The sequence below is a fragment of the Shewanella sp. SR44-4 genome (genome assembly GCF_014163715.1).
In the GTDB taxonomy this organism is placed as follows: domain Bacteria; phylum Pseudomonadota; class Gammaproteobacteria; order Enterobacterales; family Shewanellaceae; genus Shewanella.
This window is the reverse complement of sequence record NZ_JACJDU010000018.1, coordinates 1-18,503: the sequence shown is the minus strand read 5'-3', so window position 1 is coordinate 18,503 and position 18,503 is coordinate 1. Positions and strand designations below refer to the sequence as shown.

The 18,503-nt window shown below is 37.8% G+C and carries 17 protein-coding genes and 1 pseudogene; 3 read left to right on the top strand and 15 right to left on the bottom strand.

Annotation, left to right across the window (positions count from 1 at the left end; all coding sequences use genetic code 11):
- Positions 1–87: 87 nt before the first annotated feature.
- A complete protein-coding gene (locus H5125_RS10535; protein ID WP_182744221.1) occupies positions 88–987 on the top strand; it encodes a hypothetical protein in 900 nt (299 codons plus the stop codon).
- A gap of 196 nt (positions 988–1,183) precedes the next feature.
- On the opposite strand, the gene H5125_RS10530 is transcribed toward H5125_RS10535, so the two are convergent.
- From H5125_RS10530 to H5125_RS10505, 6 genes are all read right to left on the bottom strand, one after another.
- Positions 1,184–1,981, bottom strand: a complete 798-nt coding sequence (locus H5125_RS10530) for a hypothetical protein (RefSeq protein WP_182744220.1) — start codon at positions 1,979–1,981, stop codon at positions 1,184–1,186.
- Between the two features lie 530 nt (positions 1,982–2,511).
- Positions 2,512–2,763: a superinfection immunity protein gene (locus H5125_RS10525; RefSeq protein ID WP_101086105.1), complete on the bottom strand. Its 252-nt coding sequence runs from the start codon at positions 2,761–2,763 to the stop codon at positions 2,512–2,514.
- Between the two features lie 820 nt (positions 2,764–3,583).
- Positions 3,584–5,134 carry a PAS domain-containing methyl-accepting chemotaxis protein gene (locus tag H5125_RS10520; protein ID WP_182744219.1) on the bottom strand — a complete coding sequence of 517 codons (1,551 nt, stop codon included), beginning with the start codon at positions 5,132–5,134 and terminating at the stop codon, positions 3,584–3,586.
- A gap of 457 nt (positions 5,135–5,591) precedes the next feature.
- Positions 5,592–6,089 carry a hypothetical protein gene (locus H5125_RS10515; RefSeq protein WP_182744218.1) on the bottom strand — a complete coding sequence of 166 codons (498 nt, stop codon included), beginning with the start codon at positions 6,087–6,089 and terminating at the stop codon, positions 5,592–5,594.
- Between the two features lie 24 nt (positions 6,090–6,113).
- A complete protein-coding gene (locus H5125_RS10510) occupies positions 6,114–6,362 on the bottom strand; it encodes a hypothetical protein (protein WP_101086109.1) in 249 nt (82 codons plus the stop codon).
- Positions 6,363–6,936: 574 nt separating this feature from the next.
- Positions 6,937–7,485, bottom strand: coding sequence for a hypothetical protein (locus tag H5125_RS10505; RefSeq protein ID WP_174839625.1), 549 nt, complete (start codon positions 7,483–7,485; stop codon positions 6,937–6,939).
- A 740-nt stretch (positions 7,486–8,225) separates the two neighbouring features.
- On the opposite strand from H5125_RS10505, the gene H5125_RS10500 reads away from it, so the two are divergent.
- Positions 8,226–8,603, top strand: a complete 378-nt coding sequence (locus H5125_RS10500; RefSeq protein ID WP_101086110.1) for a hypothetical protein — start codon at positions 8,226–8,228, stop codon at positions 8,601–8,603.
- A gap of 163 nt (positions 8,604–8,766) precedes the next feature.
- On the opposite strand, the gene H5125_RS10495 is transcribed toward H5125_RS10500, so the two are convergent.
- A complete protein-coding gene (locus tag H5125_RS10495; RefSeq protein ID WP_242445107.1) occupies positions 8,767–9,417 on the bottom strand; it encodes a class I SAM-dependent methyltransferase in 651 nt (216 codons plus the stop codon).
- Between the two features lie 413 nt (positions 9,418–9,830).
- On the opposite strand from H5125_RS10495, the gene H5125_RS10490 reads away from it, so the two are divergent.
- Positions 9,831–10,082: a hypothetical protein gene (locus H5125_RS10490; RefSeq protein ID WP_182744217.1), complete on the top strand. Its 252-nt coding sequence runs from the start codon at positions 9,831–9,833 to the stop codon at positions 10,080–10,082.
- Positions 10,083–10,175: 93 nt separating this feature from the next.
- On the opposite strand, the gene H5125_RS10485 is transcribed toward H5125_RS10490, so the two are convergent.
- The 8 genes and pseudogenes from H5125_RS10485 to H5125_RS10450 all read right to left on the bottom strand — a co-directional run bounded on the left by H5125_RS10485 (position 10,176) and on the right by H5125_RS10450 (position 18,146).
- Positions 10,176–10,940: a lysozyme inhibitor LprI family protein gene (locus H5125_RS10485; RefSeq protein WP_182744216.1), complete on the bottom strand. Its 765-nt coding sequence runs from the start codon at positions 10,938–10,940 to the stop codon at positions 10,176–10,178.
- Between the two features lie 186 nt (positions 10,941–11,126).
- Complete coding sequence (locus H5125_RS10480; RefSeq protein ID WP_182744215.1) at positions 11,127–11,543, bottom strand: hypothetical protein; 417 nt, start codon at positions 11,541–11,543, stop codon at positions 11,127–11,129.
- 199 nt (positions 11,544–11,742) lie between these two features.
- Positions 11,743–13,092 carry a M24 family metallopeptidase gene (locus H5125_RS10475; protein WP_409085817.1) on the bottom strand — a complete coding sequence of 450 codons (1,350 nt, stop codon included), beginning with the start codon at positions 13,090–13,092 and terminating at the stop codon, positions 11,743–11,745.
- A 232-nt stretch (positions 13,093–13,324) separates the two neighbouring features.
- The gene (locus tag H5125_RS10470; RefSeq protein ID WP_182744214.1) at positions 13,325–13,588 is read right to left on the bottom strand and encodes a hypothetical protein; all 264 of its coding nucleotides are present in this window, start codon (positions 13,586–13,588) and stop codon (positions 13,325–13,327) included.
- A gap of 127 nt (positions 13,589–13,715) precedes the next feature.
- Positions 13,716–13,997 (bottom strand): annotated as a pseudogene (locus tag H5125_RS22460) (DUF2306 domain-containing protein); the annotation flags it as partial.
- Positions 13,998–14,284: 287 nt separating this feature from the next.
- The gene (locus H5125_RS22360; RefSeq protein WP_182744212.1) at positions 14,285–15,037 is read right to left on the bottom strand and encodes a type II CAAX prenyl endopeptidase Rce1 family protein; all 753 of its coding nucleotides are present in this window, start codon (positions 15,035–15,037) and stop codon (positions 14,285–14,287) included.
- 422 nt (positions 15,038–15,459) lie between these two features.
- Complete coding sequence (locus H5125_RS10455) at positions 15,460–16,470, bottom strand: substrate-binding domain-containing protein (RefSeq protein WP_182744211.1); 1,011 nt, start codon at positions 16,468–16,470, stop codon at positions 15,460–15,462.
- 698 nt (positions 16,471–17,168) lie between these two features.
- The gene (locus tag H5125_RS10450) at positions 17,169–18,146 is read right to left on the bottom strand and encodes a transposase (RefSeq protein WP_182744210.1); all 978 of its coding nucleotides are present in this window, start codon (positions 18,144–18,146) and stop codon (positions 17,169–17,171) included.
- Positions 18,147–18,503 lie beyond the last annotated feature (357 nt).

Genomic DNA, 18,503 nt, shown 5'->3' with positions numbered 1-18,503 from the left:
AATTTATCCACATCAATTTATGAACTTTACCTTCTGTTAACAATCAAAAAAAGGACTGATAATACTGCGATAAAGTGATTGATATAAATGGAAGTAATAACGCTTGGCTGGGAGCCACATCACTCTCGATCTTCAACACACTCCTCTAAAAAAGCATATTGGCTTAAGCCTGTACTCACGGCATTCATCATCCATGTTTTATTGATTTATGTGTTGATTGCGTTTTGGTACCAAGACACGACGCAACGAGTGTCAGCTTTAGTGGTTAAGCCTTCGCCCACCGCAATAAAAAGCTATCTCATGACTTCAACGCAATACCAACCAATGACCCAAACAAGTTTACCACCCAAGCTTTATGACCTAGAAAAAGCCCAACACTTGAATCGCCATACGCCAATTATCGATGTTGATGTTGATGTTGATGTTAGCCAATCGACGTCTATAAACGCGAAAGAGACACCAATCTTCTTAGATGAAGACAACACCCTCGATAAAGTGATGCCATCAAACAATAAGCCCAACAACATACAACCACCTGTAATAACCAAAAAAAATAATGTACTTCCGAGCCAAATAAAACCAAAAATGACCACTGACATCAACAAGTCCGCGCCATCATTAGCATCAATACAACAAGCCACTAGTCATTTTATACAGCAAAATAATATTGCAGCATTAGACACACTCATAGGATCGCAAACTGCATTACAAAGCAAACCCACTGGCACTATGAGTGAAATGGACCCTAACCTTGATTTTATAGAGTTAGCAGCAGAAATTGATATCAGCCAACCGCATACCTTTAACCATAGGCTAGACCCTAACAGAATAGTAAAACAGGGCGATTATTGTTACCGGGTGGTTGAATTGGCAACTCAAGTGAATCCTCATGGATGGGGACTAGGATTTGCAACATTTTGTGGCGAAGACCAAGTCAAAAAACAATTAACAGAAGCGATTCGCAAAAAAGTCAACGCCGTAAAATGAGTTACTGGATTGGCATGGTCATATCAACATCTGGCATCACTATCCTAGTCAATGATAAATAAGCCGTTAATACCGCAAATACAATACCCAAAGCCCTTTCCTTATGATGATTCCTGACTAGGACCTAAGATGCCACACATGGCCAATCTATCTTTATCAATAAAATATAAATGAATAAACAGCTATGAGCACTAAGCTATTGCATGAGTGCATTCATGACAGGCATAAAATGAAGCCCACCAGCCACAAACATGACTCGTTCATTATTATCGATCGCGGCTTTCACCTTGTTAATGGCGCTATTATCCCTAAACTCATTTACACGATCTTTAATCGCTTTAAGCGTCGTAAATTCAGAGGTGCTGAGTTGTTGGTCAAAAATAGTTGCCGATGAAAACTCAACCCACGATACAGATTTCCCCACCATGGTTGATAACATAATGTCTAACTCAGCAATTGAATCTGGCTTAACATTTAGGTGATATTCTGTTGCAGGAAAACCAGATTGTCCGAGCAGATTAGACATCTTACTTTTCGCGTCGGCAAGACTAACATTACTGAGCAACTGTGGTGCTTGTCTTAATAAATAAAATACCTTTAGGCTTTCATCATCAAACTTCTCTAACACAAATTTAGCTTCACTTAGGCTATCGCCTTCCCAAGTTGTTACTTTGACATGATGCTGCTTAGCTAAAAACTGTAAAAACCCCATTTCACCACAGCACTTAATCGCTTCAGCTTTAGACATTTTATCAGGCCAATAACCACCTTCTAACAACACTAAAGTGGGATTAAGCTCGTTAAAAAGGCGTTCTATATCGACAAGTTGAAGATCATTAACATCGTTTGTATGTGTAGTGCCAATAATCATATAGCCACGGTCTAATGAACGTAACAATGACAAATTAGATGTAGGCTTATATCTGTCATTCGCTTGAACATTCAAACACACACCTAACACCAATAATGTCACAACCGTTATCATTTTTTTCATCGTATTACTTCCCTGTATATCCAGATATAACTCACGTTATCCTTTAATAATTAACATGAAAAAAAGGATTTCCAACACAGTTAATAACCAGCTTAACTATCGATAAAAATCGCCAGTATTATGCTAACTATTATCAAGTTTTTTAGTTTTTACCCCTTACTCAAAGCAATTAAATGCTACAAGCTATTGCACGCACACGCTTTTTCACCGCTCTTTTGAATCCACTCTTCGTATTGTCCTTCAGGACATTGATTTTTATGGTTTTGCATTGAGCGCCATTACGTGAGTATTCGCCACCAATAACTTTCTCGATGAACTAATCGTTAACCTGAGCACTAAAATCTTTTTAAGAACAACCAAGTAAGAGTGCGATGATGACAATTGATAAGTATTTCATGTAATATCCTTTTGCATTTTATACCGAAAACTGACGCCAAAAACCGGCACTTAAAAGCATCACAAAGTGAGCGAAAAATAAGTGCATATAATGATTTTTATGGTTTATGGTGAGTGTATATTATTGATAGAAGTTAACTTTCAGCGTTAACTTTATTAGCGTATTTACCAATAACTTTACCCGTGGTAGCCCACACTATAACGCCGCCCCACGCAATAAAAGAAAACCCTGCAGGGATACACGCTAACAGAATATATTTAAAGTGTTTTCGATTAAAAAATAATGCCAAAATAGCAGGAAGAAACCAAAGAGTCAGCCCCCCAATAACTAACACCACTAAAAAAGTATAATTCTCATTTGCGACTATTTCATTTATAAATTCCATTTATTACGTTCTCCCTAATTGATAAGTGCAACGGATTATACTAAAACATAAAGCCTAAATAACAAGCTAAAAGTCATCGTATTATAAAAAATGCCTTATTTACACAAATCATCATTTTTAGTTGAAACATTATTGACACTATTATTGCCGTTTTTGTGCTGGCCGCTAGTCTAGTAGACACTTCTCATGCCGATGTCACTTGTATTAATTAAACTATGGCTTACGTCCACTACGCCTGTTTAGTACTCATTGCTTATTCGGACACCGACCATTACAAACCACTTAACCAGCTGATTTAAATATAATATCTAGCTTTAATCTTTATTAACCATCAAAGAAAAAACCATACACCCAAAGCGATACTCGGCAAAAGAATACGATAACGGCATACAAAGAAGGCTGTAGCACACAAGCTAACACAGTTGATAAACAGCACTTATTTAAGCCATTGATATGCACATTCGCGATGTACAGTGTATTGATGTTGTTGATTGATTGGTTAGTGGGTGGGTTGTTTAGTTGGTTAGTTGGCAGGGTAACCGCATGAGTGTGCGTTTTTTGAACACTATAAATAATTTCGATACTGAATCACTTCCAATCATTCATGAAGTGATAACGTACTGAACAAATATAGTTCTAAAAACATACTTAATCTGTATAAAAAACGTTCACAACCTCACCCTGGGTTAGTTGGTTAGTTAGTTGGTAAGTTGGTAAGTTGGTTAATTTGTTTTGGCAGCAAGATGCTCAGCAGAGTCAACAAAGTAAAATTACCTCAATTATACCGAAGTCATCACCTCACAATTTGTGATATTACAATCTAATTAAATTGATTTACCAACTCTGTTTGACGTATACCCTGACCACTAATTTCTTGGCTATGTATTGCTGCATTATGACAATTTTGTTCAAATTGATTAATGCCATCTTGTAGTATCATCGCGTTGTTATAAATTTGATTAACAACAGCAGCTTGCTCTTCTGCCGCCACTGAAATCTGCTCGCCATTACTTTCGATAATACTCATCACTTCACTAACCGAGACCAGGCTTTTCTCGAGTATTTGACTAGAATCAATACTCTTATCTATTAACAAATGGCTTTGTTCCATCTGTGCAACGGCTTCTGCAGTTGTGCGACTAAGTGAATTTATAATAGCGTGTATTTCATGAGCAGAAGTTGCCGAGCGACTTGCCAAGTTACGCACTTCATCCGCGACCACCGCAAACCCTCTCCCAGCCTCTCCAGCCCTCGCAGCTTCAATGGCGGCATTGAGCGAAAGCAAGTTTGTTTGCTGTGCAATACTCTCGATCACCTCGACAACTTGGTTTACATTTTGACATTGCTTATTCAGCGAAGAAATAGCAATACGAGATTCTTCCAATAAGTTATTAATTTCCGTAGTCGCGATTTGACTGCAGGCTAATGCCACCTTAGTTGACTCTATTTGTTCAACTAAGTGATGAATTTCTGTGGTTGAATTTGTCGTATTTTTAGCTATATCAGTAACAGACGAGCTCATTTGGCCGATGGCGGTGACAACTTGTTCAAGATTTTGTGATTGCGTAACCAGCTGATTTTGATTGGCTTGATTTTGTTGTTGATGCTCTTCTAAACCTTGCTGTAATTCCTCACCACTGTCTTTTATACGTCCAACCACCGCCAGCGTTTCAGCTTTTTGCATCCGTAGACTTAATTCGATGTGAGAAAGCTCATCGGTATAACCTGTATAAACAAATTGATTTAGTGGATTATTATGTATTGTTTCACTTAATATCAATATGTTACTAAAACGCTGTTTAAGAACATAAAGCGGCCGACAAAAACAGATAATGGCAACAATAAATGCGACGACGGTGAAAAAACCACTTGAGTAAGGCAAGGACATCAACAACCCAACAGATAGCAACCAAGCCAAAAAAAGTTTGGTAATAATACTGGCGCCAAGCTTAGGCTTAGCAGCTTTACCAGCATTAATGGCATCGTAACAGGCTTGAGCACGTTCAGTCAGCTCTGCTTCAGGCTGAGTTCTTACCGACTGATACTCGCAAATAATACCGTTACGTTTAATCGGGGTCACATAAGCGTTAACCCAATAATACTGACCATTCTTGCAGCGATTCTTCACCAATCCCATCCAGCTTTTCCCTTGCTTTACGGTGTCCCATAGGTCACTAAATGCAGCTTTAGGCATATCTGGGTGGCGTACTATATTGTGGGGTTTATTAATTAGCTCATCTTCTTTATAACCACTAACCGTCATAAAGTCATCGTTAACATGAGTAATAACACTGTCTAAATCGGTTGTTGAAAGGATCATATAATCCGACGGATAAGTGACTTCTTCATCGATGATATCTTTTGTGGTCATGTTGATATATTAAACGTCATTGAGTTAAATAATTAAGCTGATTATTAAACAATCAGCATTATTTGTATGTGATGACTCACGACTTTAATCAGTAAATAATTAACATCTTTGAAATATTTGCGATGGGTCACACTGACAGTTATCCAGACTCACAACAGTTCAAAGTATTGACTCGATCATATAATGGGCAAGAAAATGGCTATCATCATGATTGATTGGTTTTTATTCTTGAGGTTTTGAATTGCGATGTTGTTTCGCATAATTAAAGCTTAGAGAAGCAATAGGATAAAGAGATTTAATACTTTTCCTATACCGAGCAAAGACAATCGTGGCTATGGTGACACCAACTGTGACCCCAAAAGGATGCTTTCGAGTCTGCTTTTTGACAGAATGGAGTAATAAATTAAGCGTTAACTCGCACTGCCTAACAGAGTCTTTCCCCTGCATACGTGTTAACTTAATCGAATGATTTAGATGCTTTAGAGATGACATCGATACCCTCCTTTAATTGGGAGACAGTGTCTTTGAAGCCAAAAAAACGAATAAGCCGTTTTTGCCAATACAGCAAGCCAACTAAAACCAACATCATTGTGAGTAGAAATACCCCTAAGCCAATAAATATGCTGTGAGTGAGGCTGTAGATCACGATCCCGGAACAAACACATAAACTGAAGATAAAGAGAACTAACAATGGAATAAATAAAAGCTGGCAAACAAGAAACTGTTTTGCTGCGGCAACATTTCGTAATATTTCCATAAAGAAAAGTTGGACTGTAGACTCTGACCACTGTCCAACCTCTTGAGCTAATTTCGATGCCTTATTAAAAATATCTTTAATTTCTTCAACGTTTACGTCATCGGAGTTTACGTTCATTTCATCAGAGTTAACGTGAGGATCGGTCTGCGTGCCATTGGAGATTTTATCTTTACTGTACACTTTCTCAGTGTTTTCCATAATAAAACCCCTCCGGCCGCTTTGCTATTTTATAAGTTTCGAAATCGCCCATCCCGCTAAAAAAGCACACCCGACACTTAATAAAGGGTGTTCCTTAATAAGATTTTCAGTTTGAGCTGTTGCCGATTTAACTTTTTCAGTGCCTTCACCCAATGATTCTTTCGCTTTATCTTTCAAGGAATGAACAGCCTCTGAAGTCGCTTCTTCAGCTAAGTGATAAGCATCTTCAATTTTCTGTTGTGGATCTTGATTTTTTGCCTTTGTTGTAGCCATTTCTAATCTCCTTAAATACAAAATTTATAGAGTGATATCACGTTGAAATAAATAGGGGCAATAAAAACTGTCCAATTAACACACTATTACGATAAATAGATTGGGTCAATTTATATAACATTAATAAAAAAACATGCCTAAATATTAGCGACTCTATTTTAATAAAGCGAAAGGCATGCCACATTTAAACCGAAGCAACAAAAAAATAAACAACTGATAAATATAACATTTATATTTGATGATAAAAAATGAAATATTGTAATATAATTATTTTGTAGTTTTTACAAATTATTACCTTTTACCATGTAAAAGTTACTCATGGAAATAAAAATAACCATCAATAGTTGTTTCAGAATAATATGGGGGATTGTATCCAACTAGTAATAACAAAATATAGCCAAACTAGAAATTAGATAGCTATTGCTCGACTAATTTCTGGCTAGGTGATTTGGGTGATGCTTATATCAATCTAACACTTAAAAAAATAACTGCGAGCCTAGTAAACAAAAGCCTACCGAATAAGTCAGCTAAAATTTACAGCAGACGAAGCAATAAGCTTGAGGCCATGCATTTTTTACTCTACTAGTGATACCTCATTCTTATCTATCTGTAACGCAGATAATTTATCAAGTAGTGCTTCAATGTTTTTTCTTCCAGCACCTTCATTGGCTAATCTAAGCCTTTTTACCGCAACAAAGGCATCCTTAAATGTTGCTGTGTGCGGTGCAATGATGGTTTCGTCAAACACAATGGATTGGGTTGCCGAATCGGTCAGTAAATATTGAACATGAGTAGTAACTTCAAAATCTAACCCAAAAATAGGTTGATCCACTTTAAGCATATTCACAACCAGTTTATATCGACCATCATCAGACAATAACCCCTGTGCTTGCAGGCTTCCTCTGACAGCACCAGAAAAGGCTTCACTGCTAATTTCTGATGTCCACAGTGGATTTGTTTTTTGACCACCAGAGACATTTGATAGCTCTATGTTGTCATTTAATACATCAAAGTAGGATTTTTGTTCACCCTGAAACGTCATATTTTTCATTTTTGCACCAGATGCGCATCCAGATAAATATATGGCCGCTACAAAAATTAAAGCCAATTTGAACAACTTCATCTATCACTCCGTTGAGTTAATAAGTTTATCTATGACAGCGTATTTGTGAAAAGAGTCAGAGTTTCGGTAAATACCTGGAACACATTTAACTGCGCAATAGTAACACGTGTTTAATTATTAATATTTTTAATAACTTACCAGCATACATTGGTTAAATCAATCCTCCTTACAACAGGAAAATAGATGAATTAATCCGTATATAAAAATATTGCCAAGTTCTCATTATTAGCGGTATCAATCATCCGCTTAATAATGAGTTGATTTGGTCGACTCTTTTAATTAACTCATTACTTGCAGTTACCAAGACAAGAGCGGGAATGTTTTTTCGTACCATTAGATAACCTATCTAACTCGCTAATGTTGTTGTGACATTACGACTCTTTTTTTAAGGAGTATTGTATGAGTCTTGCTGGTGAATCAACTCACTTTAATGCATCGATGTTCCTCGTCAGGCAAGTAAATTAAACCCATTTTTTGACGGGTTATTTGTTACCATTGCAGCTTTCATCCTAGGCTGTGAGGCATAGTAATAAATTGAAGACTTAAGCTATTGTCATTTAGAGTGGTCATCACAGCTTAATAAACGATCACGATATTATCCTCGTCGGAAGTGTCCCTATGTGGCTATATTTACAACTGAGTAATCAATATTAATTAGCACGATTGATGTGTGCTAGATAACGTTAAATTATTCAATAAACTGTATAATTGTGGTTAATTATTAATTGGTGGAAGATGACGTGCTAACAAAAATTCTAGTGACAATATTGGTAATCCTTGGCGCTATTGTCTACTTGCGCCGTGGACGAGGGCATAAAGTTAATCGCATCGCAGATATGGCTGATGCACAAAAATCACCTCTTCTTAGTCGAGTAATTATTTACACTATGATTGCGGTGTCGATGTTAGCCTCTGCAGGCTATTGGGGCTGGAGTTGGTATGACGATAATACCGTCGTTGAAGTTACAATTACATCACCTATTGAAGCGATGACAAACAGTTACAAGGTGCGTAAAAAAGATATTGAAGCTCAGCGGATTACCACAGTCGATGGGATTCAAATTCGGTTATCTAATCAAGAGAGATTAACGATTAAAACGACTAATTCACCTCAATGACACGAAATAAAAACGACTAAATTCTAGACCAAAATAGCACTGCCCAGTTCCCGCCTATTATCTTAATCTAGATCATTATGCTCATCATCTCGACTAGGATAACAAAACTAAGTACTGAAATTAAAGTGACCAGTTTAAACCACTTTATATCCCCACTCTCTTGTTAAGTCTTTTTAGTCGCCACACCACAGCTAATATACGATGCAAACTTTGGCACTCCCTTTATATAATCACTTTCAAACCAATCGATACTAAAGCCGCTGCTTTGTATATTGTCAATCATAGGTCTATTCAAATTACAGCCACCAAAAGCGTTACCCCATAAGCGATTTAAACGATGTTGCCATTTTTTAATTGAATCGTCAGGTGCTTCTCCATGCTCACAGAAAAATATTTTACCATCAGGCTTCAACACTCTATGTATTTGCTGCATAGCGGCACGCCAATCAGCAATAGTGCAAAGAGTATAAGTTAACACAACTGAGTCAACACATTGATCATCTAAAGGAATTTGTTCACTAGGGAGACTTAGCCATTCAACCTGAATAGGCGATTTCGCTAAATTTTTCCGCGCTTTTTTACGCATCCCAGGAGAAGGTTCAAGGCCCCATATCATATTAACGTTCATAGGATTATACAAAACCATATTAACAGCAGAGCCCATACCAATCTCTAAAACATTGCCATAAGCTAAAGGCACAACTTTCTGCCTAAGCTCCATGATGACACTTGAAGAACAAGCACAATTTATAATGTGTGGAAGAATGTTGTTTTCATAAAAACTCAAAGGTAAATCCTCTGTAATAATTAACATTTGCATTCCGAAAGCTCAATATAAACCATGGCTAACATCTGCAAGCATTGGGTGTTAATTTACGATTATGATTACAGCCTAATCTAACCGCCATCGTCTATTTGCTGTTTTATATGACTCTATATGTATCTATATTAGCAGTTTCGTCAATTTAACCTTAATCACGATCTTCTTATGGTTGGCACTCCAAGCACTTTTGAGTGCCAATAGGCTGATTAATATTAAACAGCCAGTCATAAAGATAAGCATTAAAAGAGTCTTAAGCTCTTTCTTGGTCAGTAACATTAACGGATAACAGCGTACACCAATAGCAAGAGGGCCGGATGATAAAAGGCATCGCTAACTTTAGCCTAACCCGGCACTTTTCATTACAATAGGCTAAAGCACTTTACAGACTTTAGAGTAAACGATACATGGCCCAACCCAACAAGAAAGGTCCTTCGCGCACCGTCGATGTTTTCTGCGCTAAGTGTAAAGCACCATTGTTTAAGTATCGTAAGGGAGGTAAAGGCGCCTTAATCAAATGCTTTAAGGAGCGTATTGTCGAAGACAACACCAAGGTTCCTTGCACATGCCCTGAATGCGGCCAAGTATTTGCTCGAGATACCTTAGTGAGAGGCGCACCAGCCTTTAAAATGGTGGGAGGCAAAGTTACCTTTAAATAATGACATCCTATAACGAGAAATGCAGGCCAAATAACTAAGGAAGCTAATAACTTGTTTAATAGGTACTTAGCAGCCCTCGTTTACGTTAATTATCTACACTTTATTGGCTAACGGTGCAAGTTGCTGTAAACAACGAGACTGTTCCATCCAACGATCTTCTAAAGGTATTTTGTTAATACACTTAATAGATGAATTAACGCGGCGCAAACGTTCTTCAGTCAAATTGACCTCACAACGATTAGCATAAGTCGATGGCCATGAGCCACCCGCTCCGGTCAGCGAACCAATTAATTCACATTCGTCAGATCTATAAGTACTCCAGGACAGTTGCTGTGCGGTTAAAGCCGAGATAACACGAGAGTCAGGCTGTTTTTCACCATCATAATTAGGGGCATCAGACAACAGAGCGATGAGCTCATCATGCTTTATTTTCAATTGAGCAGATGCCTTGTTCAAACTGTTAACTAATGTCAAACCAGTATGCATAGCGCTGCCTTCTGGCCAACACTCAGGACGATCGGTACAGTTTTCAAGCACTTTATCTTTTTTAGCCTCTGTTTCAGGCCAAGCATTTAACGCCAACGCTCTAGATTGGTATTTATCTAAAATACAAACATCAGTCTCACATGCATTTCGTTGTGTTAACCAAGCACGCTGACCATTAATTAAATCATTAACATATTTAGCTTGGCTTTTAATATTGCTATAAAGCGTTGCTAACGCCTCATCTGCCTTTGAAATATCAGGGTTAGCACATATGTTCTTTTCTATCGAGCTTCTGGCCAGCGAGCAATCAAAACTGGCACCTTGCACTGAAAATACGGATATCAATCCTAAGATATAAATGATTTTTCTCAACTGAGTTCCTTGTTAATGTTTGACCAAAATTAAATCATGCTAGTTCGAAATAGCGTAGATTAAGTTCATTTGCTCAATTTTTGTTTTTATTAAAAAAATAAAACCTGACATCACTATCTTTGAAAGCTGACTTCATTTTCAAAAAATTACCCATAGTAAAGACGTGAAGTCGTGAAGTCGTGAAGTTTACAGCAGACTTTCAACACCCAAAAAGTCTAACGCCAACAACAGGCTAACGCCAATAATCATAAAAATAACCAGACTTATCAAGCTGACAAAAAGTACTCGCCAGTTAGAATGAAAATCTAAATCATCGTTATTGGAGATGACTTCTTTTGTAAATTGAAACTTTTCAACTAAAAGTCTCGTAGAAATAATCGTGATTATAGGAATGATCATATTTGGAAAGTTTTCTGGCAAAAAAGGCAAAATTGAGATGAAAAAAGTAATAACCAAAGCACCATAGCGATTCGTTTTTTTAACGGCTTCATCATCATTCAAGACGACAAAGTTCTGTTTTATGAAAAAAACTGAAGCTATTGGCCCTCCTAAAAATGCGCCTAGACTAGCTTGAACGGGTGAGTAGACTTTGCTTCCTGACATATACAACTTCCTTGTTTGCTTTACGCTGTTTTAAGCGATGAATCATAACGTACTAAAATGTGGAACGAAATAGAACCTAAAGAATGAGTAACTTGGTTCGTTGAATACACCTAACAGGAGGCTTTGCCCCCAACACTCGCGTACCATTGTTGTATATAAGAGTATCTATTTTTCCCAAACAAGTTTTAATCTATAAAGCTCAGCGAGACTGAGATTTAATCAGTAAAAAAGCTGTTTGTCTGCCATTTAAATACCACACTCCCGATCCGTCAAAAATGGCATCTTCTTCTAGCATAATTCTGATTTCTTTTTTCCACGGCTCAATATAAACGGCATTGTTAAGCTCAATTGAATAGGCCGTATTGAGGTGTAATGGGTAGTCACCATCACCAGGAACCCCGTCTTGCGAATCCCACATTCCCAGTGTCGTACCTGCGGCATGGCCATGATAACCCAGCGGGTGAGTATAAATTGTGGGCGTTAATCCTTGTGAAATTGCACGTTCACGAGAGCGTTTTAATACTTGGTTACCAGTATGACCTTCAGCAAATTGTCCGGTAAATACATCTTGTAGTTTATTGCCAGATAACAGCGCCTGTTGTAAATATTGTGGTGCTTCGCTTTCGCCTGGCTTGAGTACATAAGCATGCTGCTGCGTATCCGTATTTAAACGTAAATAGGTTATGCCAAAATCAACATGCAGTAGATCGCCCGGTAAAATAATTTGCTTATCATTGTCATGGGTAACACTCGACTCGCGCGCTAAGGCAACATCATCACTACGCTGAATTGATACACTTGGATGAAACCAAGTTTGTAACTTGAGCTCAACGATACGCTCTCGTAGCCACCAAACCACATCATCAGTCGTTGTTTCCCCAGGGATAATGACTTGGTTAGAAAATGCTTCAGCAATGATTGCATGAGCCAATTTTACGATATCTTTATAAACGGCAATTTCTTCAGGTATTCGTTGCTCCAACCATCCTACGGCGACGGGTTCAGCTGAAACTATTTTTGTTTTATATTTTTCGGGTAAATGCGCTAACAAATTTTCTTTATCTGTTGCGACTAGTCCATCGGCGTGAGCCCAATGTTCCGATTGATTAACACCTATGGTATTGGGTTGATAGCTTTCAATTAACTCATTAAGAGCCAACCATTGATTGGGTTGTTTTGATTTATCCCACGCTTTTTCGAAAACATTACCAACGTTATAAGGCGCGATTGCATAAGCATCAACACTGCCGTCACCTTTACGAGCAAATACCAGTATTGTTGTGCGGCGAGCAGATATCCATGTAGCAGGTAATAGCGTTTTAATAACAGGGTCTTCATTGTATTCACGACTAATGATTACCCACATATCGAGCTTATGTTCATTCATCAACTTGGGTAATAATAGCTCTACCCGCTTAGCCAGTATGCGGTCAATAAACTCAGCTCTGTCGCGCATAGGCAATATCTCAACTGCAACTGTGGCAGATGAACTTGCCGAAAAAGTTGCAACTATAACAATTGTTAAGTAAATCCAATGAATCAAGCGCAAAATAAACTCCTTTTATCTGCCATAAGGCGTAAAACAGATGTACGATTTTGATATTAATTTCACATCGTCCCACAACTGAAAAAATACGATGCCGTTATCACTCTTTAATATTTCGAATACCAACAAACCAAAACGAAAATACCACGGCTAATGAATAATATGTGACCATTAACGAAAACAAAATATCGGTCGTAATGATCGCCGTTATCGCACAAGGAATAACAACAGCTAATTATAATGAGCCCAACGACAGCACGTTATAACGCCAAAGCGCATACCAAACTAAGCTGCCATATGTCGCGGTAATAACATAAGCAACGCAAATGCCCCAAAAACTGATAAATATTACATTAAAAATCGCATCAATTAAGTTTTGAACAGTAAATTGATTAACCACGGCAATTAAAGCCCAAATAAGTGTTGCAGGCAGTACTGCAAGCGGAGCAATTAGCACGCCTCGCCAAAAGGCAATTTTAATAGCACTATTTTGCATCATAAGTTTCTCATGTCCGACTTGCAATAAGTGCCCCAAGGGGCGCGAGTGGTTAACCAAGCTGATTAACCAAATTAATCAAGCTATTTCTCGCTTATTGGTTGGGTTTAGGAGCTGTTTACACTTTGCTCTATGTACTTAATGTATTATCAATAGGACGTTGAACGGCATAATTAACACGTTTGGTTTTTAGTAAATATAATTGTGCTACTAATACATTTGGAACCCAGGCAACCCAAGAAATTGCAATATAAGACGTTATAAAGTCTACATTAAATAACCACGAAAATGATGGTAGATACAATCTAAGGGTAATGGCTGAACAAGTTAAAGAGTAGTTTATTATCATCCAATAGCGATGTGCATTTACGTTACCTTTCTTGATTTGCACAAATGCCATACTTACAGTAAAGAGCCATAAAAAAAATTAGATGCGCGTGTATGGCATGTAAGCTTACTTTTCTAGGTTATACTTAGAGGATGTGTTTTGGCATAGTGATTAATCACTACAGAATTTGGTAATGCCGCAAAAGATTAATTTATTCACTATCACTTGCTATCACTGACTTGCTACGATCTAAAAACAGCTTCGCTACACAAACCAATTCTGTCCGATATCAAATAGTATGCCAGTGTCCATCAACACTCTTGGGTGTCCATAGTGATTTTAGATTTTGGCCAAGTTTATAAATGCAGTAATTAATAGACCGAATAATAGAAAGCGGAAAAGCCAAATGCTAACTCAATCAATAAATGAAACGTTAATGCTGGCCATAAACTGCGCGTCTTAATGGTTAAATAAGACAATAATGGCGAGGCAAAAATCATACCTATAGCTTCGTAAATCGGTTTTTTTATGTGGAATAATACTTCAAAGATGCAGACAATAAGGGTCATTATCACAGCCGCCGCCGTCGGGTTGATTTTGTAATGCTGAGTTAAACAATATTGGCCACCACCCAATAAAAATCCTCGGTGAAGCACCTCCCAGCCAATGATAGTCGATACGGTAAAAATTAAAAAACGTTGAAACTTCCCTGCCTCTCTTAGCCCCTCTAAAGAACTGCCATGACGATAATGAGATAAATAATCTGCGGCAAAAAATTGTAGATAAACGAATAAACAAAGCAAAAGACCCAAAAACACAGCCATAAGTAGCAGGTTTTCACGATTAATTGTTGGTTTAGAGAAGTACAATTGTTTTAACGGTATGGCCAGCAATAAAACAAGAACAAATGGAAAGATTAATCGACTTATAATCCAATAACCTTTAACCCCTCCAGAAGCTAAAAAGTTATTGCTGACATACACACCAACAACCTGTGTCAGTAATATCACTATTAATAATATACAAAAAGGAGCTGCCATTTTAATGGTAAGGCTCTGATCTTGGTGTGGCATACTCATTCTTCCATTCAGGCTTTTTATAAGATTGGAGTGTAATTGAACCACCTTTCATATGTGAGATCGATTATTATCAGCAACACACATTATTTACAACTAATCTTGCTATCAAAATTCTGGTCTAACAAATAGCGTGCTTAATAAGCAGAAAATCAGTATAAAAATATGTGAATAACCCTATTCTCGGCGATGCTCAACGCTCTCACCTGTCGAATTATCAATCCCGCAAAGAAAAGCATTACGTACTAAACGCGAGCAACAGTGGCAACTTTCTATATACAGGGAAAAGGCGTGTCATTTAAGCTAACAATGGTTTGTCTTGGCCTGATCTGGCCATCTTTAATTACCCTTTTCAAAGGGTAATTAAAGCGTTTTTCATTGTTAATTGCTAATTGTTTAGCCGACAACTTTGGGTGGCCATGTTTAATTCGTAGCCATGTTTAATTCGTATCAGGCGACATTAAATATGATTACAATCCCGCACTCTTGTTACAGGTATCAACATTCTCTGGTGTGCAAACTGTGATAGGAGTGTAAATTGTTTTCTCATATTTTTGTTCTGTTACAATCTTATAAAGTGTCAAAATAGCTTGTCTTCCCATTTCATATGGGTTTTGACCAATATTGATATGAGCAAGTTGATCTTCCAACATAGTTAATTGTTCAGAAGATGTATCAGTAATAATAATGATGACCTTGTTGTTATTAATTTTTGCCTGGTACGGGGCAATCATTTTACGGTAAAGTGCTTGATCATTTTGTGCCCAACCACCAACAGTAATAAAGGAATCTGCTTTTACAGGTTTACCTTTCATTACAGACTCCATTTGATTAACAGATTGATCCAGCTGATCAAAATTAAAAAAAGGTTCTCTAACTTCAGTCCAGCCCGAGTCGTTATTAAGCAATTCGCCAGGAGGTGTATCGTATTTTTTCCCCGATAATGCGGAACGAACACCCATAAGTCTTAAATTCAGATTAGGAGAATCTGGTCGCCCAGATTGCATTATTAGCGTTCCCCCATTGGGCCGAAGTTTTTTTAACTCTTCACCTAATGATTTACCCAATTCAAAATTATCAGTGCCTATATAGGCTAGACGTATATTATTAGGGTCTTCGTTGATTGAAGCATCAAAATCAGAGTCATAGGTAATAATCGGTATGCCTGCTTCTTTAGCTCTCTTCAGGCTATTGTTAACGAGATATTTAGACTGTGTAACGGCTACCGCGATACCATCGACACCTTCATCAATCAATTGATTTATTACCTGATCTTGCATCCTAACATTACTTATATCTGGTCCTCGATATATGCATTTCACGCCTTTTATTTGAGCGGCGGCATCTATACAACCAGCTTTACTTTGCTCAAAAAAAACACTATTAAATTTAGGTACCACAGCAAGTTTCAATTCTTTTCCATAGACAGAAAATATGGGTATTAGACTAAAGACAATAAACAGTACAAGTGATCTCGCCATACCCCCTCCAGAAATAAATCAAAGCGCTACTTTACTTACAATAAAATATAGCAAATGAATTCATTTAAAGATACGAGCTGAAACGGTATTACCGAACATATAAGTGTAGGCTAATCGATATTGTTGTGTTTTGAACTCCCCCATGCGTCAGAATAGCAACACCATACCAGTAACCAATTGGTTCTAATTTTTGAATGCCTGTCTTAATAATGAAGCGATGACTTCCCTCCCATCATAAAAAAATTCCACCCATCATTTAAATAAGTAACATATCTCGTTTTCATTGCTTTGGAGAGAGTTCTTTTTCCTTCTAAAAAAATGCCACCCATTATTTGAATCATCATAAAACAATGCCACCCATCATTTACAAAACAATGCCACCCATCATTTAAATAAGTAACATATCTCGTTTTCATTGCTTTGGAGTACAAAACCGAGTACAAAACAATGCCACCCATCATTTAAATAAGTAACATACAAAACAATGCCACCCATCATTTAAATAAGTAACATATCTCGTTTTCATTGCTTTGGAGAGAGTTCAGCTCGATGCAATCAACTCACCAACTTCAATCCATATGTCTAAATCATAGCGTTATATGAGTGGTTTATTCGTCATCAGCAGAATTCAGCACAGCTGAAAAACTTGATGTTAATCAAGTTCAAAGTGAATTGTAATTTGGGGTGGAAGTTAAGACTTAAGCGCACAGCCAACGCTGGCAATTTGCAGCACCTTGTCGTCGTTTTCGGTCTAAATGCTCACAATATTCAGTTAATGCGGGTAATGCACCAACAGCGCCTTTAAATAACGCACCAAACTCTGTGGTGATTTTTAACCAATTTTCTTCGGGGATGTTTAATCGATTAAGTATATCTTGACTACTTTCACTGATAGCACCACGCTTATCTTCTCGAATAATCCGGCCTGTATCTTCGACGAGTACAATGTAGTCTTTCACGCTGAACATTAGCCCATTAGGCATGTCTAAACGTTCATTACCCACAAAAGGTAATAACTCTGTAGGTTGCTCGCCTTTTATTGCTGAGTTTATTCGGCGCTGAATACTGGTGTAATCTGAGGTTTCTGGGGTCGCAGCCATCTTGGCTCGAATTGGGTTCAAATCGACATACGCCATACAGGCTAATACGGCCGCTTCATCTAATAAGGCTTGAGATTTAAAACGACCTTCCCAGAAGCGACCTGTACACTTATCTTCTTTGTTGGCCATTCGAGCTATCGGCTCACTGAGAGACCGCATAAACCAACTGATATCAACTAATCGTTTACGGTACTCTGTAATGCATTCATCGACTATTTGGCGCTCAAACTGATTAAGATCTTCCTCTTTAACATACTTATGAGTTAACAATGTGCCTTTAAAGCCTTTATGCCACTGCATCAGTACTTCTTTATCTGACCAGTGCCTCGCTTTGTCTGCATCGACTTTTATCACCACATGCAAGTGGTTACTCATGACGGCATAAGCACAAATATCAATGGCGAAAATGGTCGCCAACTCAAGAATACGTGAATCCACCCACTCTCGTCGATGTTCAAAGTTCTCGCCTGTCGAGTTATCTATTCCGCAAAGAAAAGCCTTACGCACAACTCGTGAGCAACAATGATAGTAAGACGTATCGTCTAAGCTAACGATAGTTTGTCTTGGTCTGGCCATCTTAGGTTACCTGTTAGAGATAAAGGTAAATAAAGCCTAGTTGAGTCTTTATTATTTATCCAATTGGAATGGGTGGCCATGTTAAAAAGGCCTGTTGGAATGGGTGGCCATGTTAAAGAATCGGTTTACACCCTAAATGAGCCTGAAACTAACTGTGCAAAAAGCACCTCTGACTTGAATAGTGCCATCTTAGGGTTAACCGATAAATGTCTAGTGCCCCTGATATTTCAACGGGTAATCTCCCCATTTTTAGCTGAGGTCAAAAGTAGAGACTTAGGCCACTAGTGCCAGTTTTTGCTTTGGTGGGATACCACCAATTGCTGTATTGGGTCTTTCATTGTTATAAAACCATAGCCA

What these genes read in the sequence shown, in the direction of transcription:
- H5125_RS10495 (WP_242445107.1), bottom strand. Translation starts at nt 9,417, where the DNA reads ATGTTAATTATTACAGAGGATTTACCTTTGAGTTTTTATGAAAACAAC.
- H5125_RS10455 (WP_182744211.1), bottom strand. Translation starts at nt 16,470, where the DNA reads ATGGCGAGATCACTTGTACTGTTTATTGTCTTTAGTCTAATACCCATA.
- H5125_RS10450 (WP_182744210.1), bottom strand. Translation starts at nt 18,146, where the DNA reads ATGGCCAGACCAAGACAAACTATCGTTAGCTTAGACGATACGTCTTAC.
- H5125_RS10490 (WP_182744217.1), top strand. Translation starts at nt 9,831, where the DNA reads ATGGCCCAACCCAACAAGAAAGGTCCTTCGCGCACCGTCGATGTTTTC.
- H5125_RS10510 (WP_101086109.1), bottom strand. Translation starts at nt 6,362, where the DNA reads ATGGCTACAACAAAGGCAAAAAATCAAGATCCACAACAGAAAATTGAA.
- H5125_RS10530 (WP_182744220.1), bottom strand. Translation starts at nt 1,981, where the DNA reads ATGAAAAAAATGATAACGGTTGTGACATTATTGGTGTTAGGTGTGTGT.
- H5125_RS10505 (WP_174839625.1), bottom strand. Translation starts at nt 7,485, where the DNA reads ATGAAGTTGTTCAAATTGGCTTTAATTTTTGTAGCGGCCATATATTTA.
- H5125_RS10525 (WP_101086105.1), bottom strand. Translation starts at nt 2,763, where the DNA reads ATGGAATTTATAAATGAAATAGTCGCAAATGAGAATTATACTTTTTTA.
- H5125_RS10515 (WP_182744218.1), bottom strand. Translation starts at nt 6,089, where the DNA reads ATGGAAAACACTGAGAAAGTGTACAGTAAAGATAAAATCTCCAATGGC.
- H5125_RS10470 (WP_182744214.1), bottom strand. Translation starts at nt 13,588, where the DNA reads ATGATGCAAAATAGTGCTATTAAAATTGCCTTTTGGCGAGGCGTGCTA.
- H5125_RS10480 (WP_182744215.1), bottom strand. Translation starts at nt 11,543, where the DNA reads ATGTCAGGAAGCAAAGTCTACTCACCCGTTCAAGCTAGTCTAGGCGCA.
- H5125_RS10520 (WP_182744219.1), bottom strand. Translation starts at nt 5,134, where the DNA reads ATGACCACAAAAGATATCATCGATGAAGAAGTCACTTATCCGTCGGAT.
- H5125_RS10535 (WP_182744221.1), top strand. Translation starts at nt 88, where the DNA reads ATGGAAGTAATAACGCTTGGCTGGGAGCCACATCACTCTCGATCTTCA.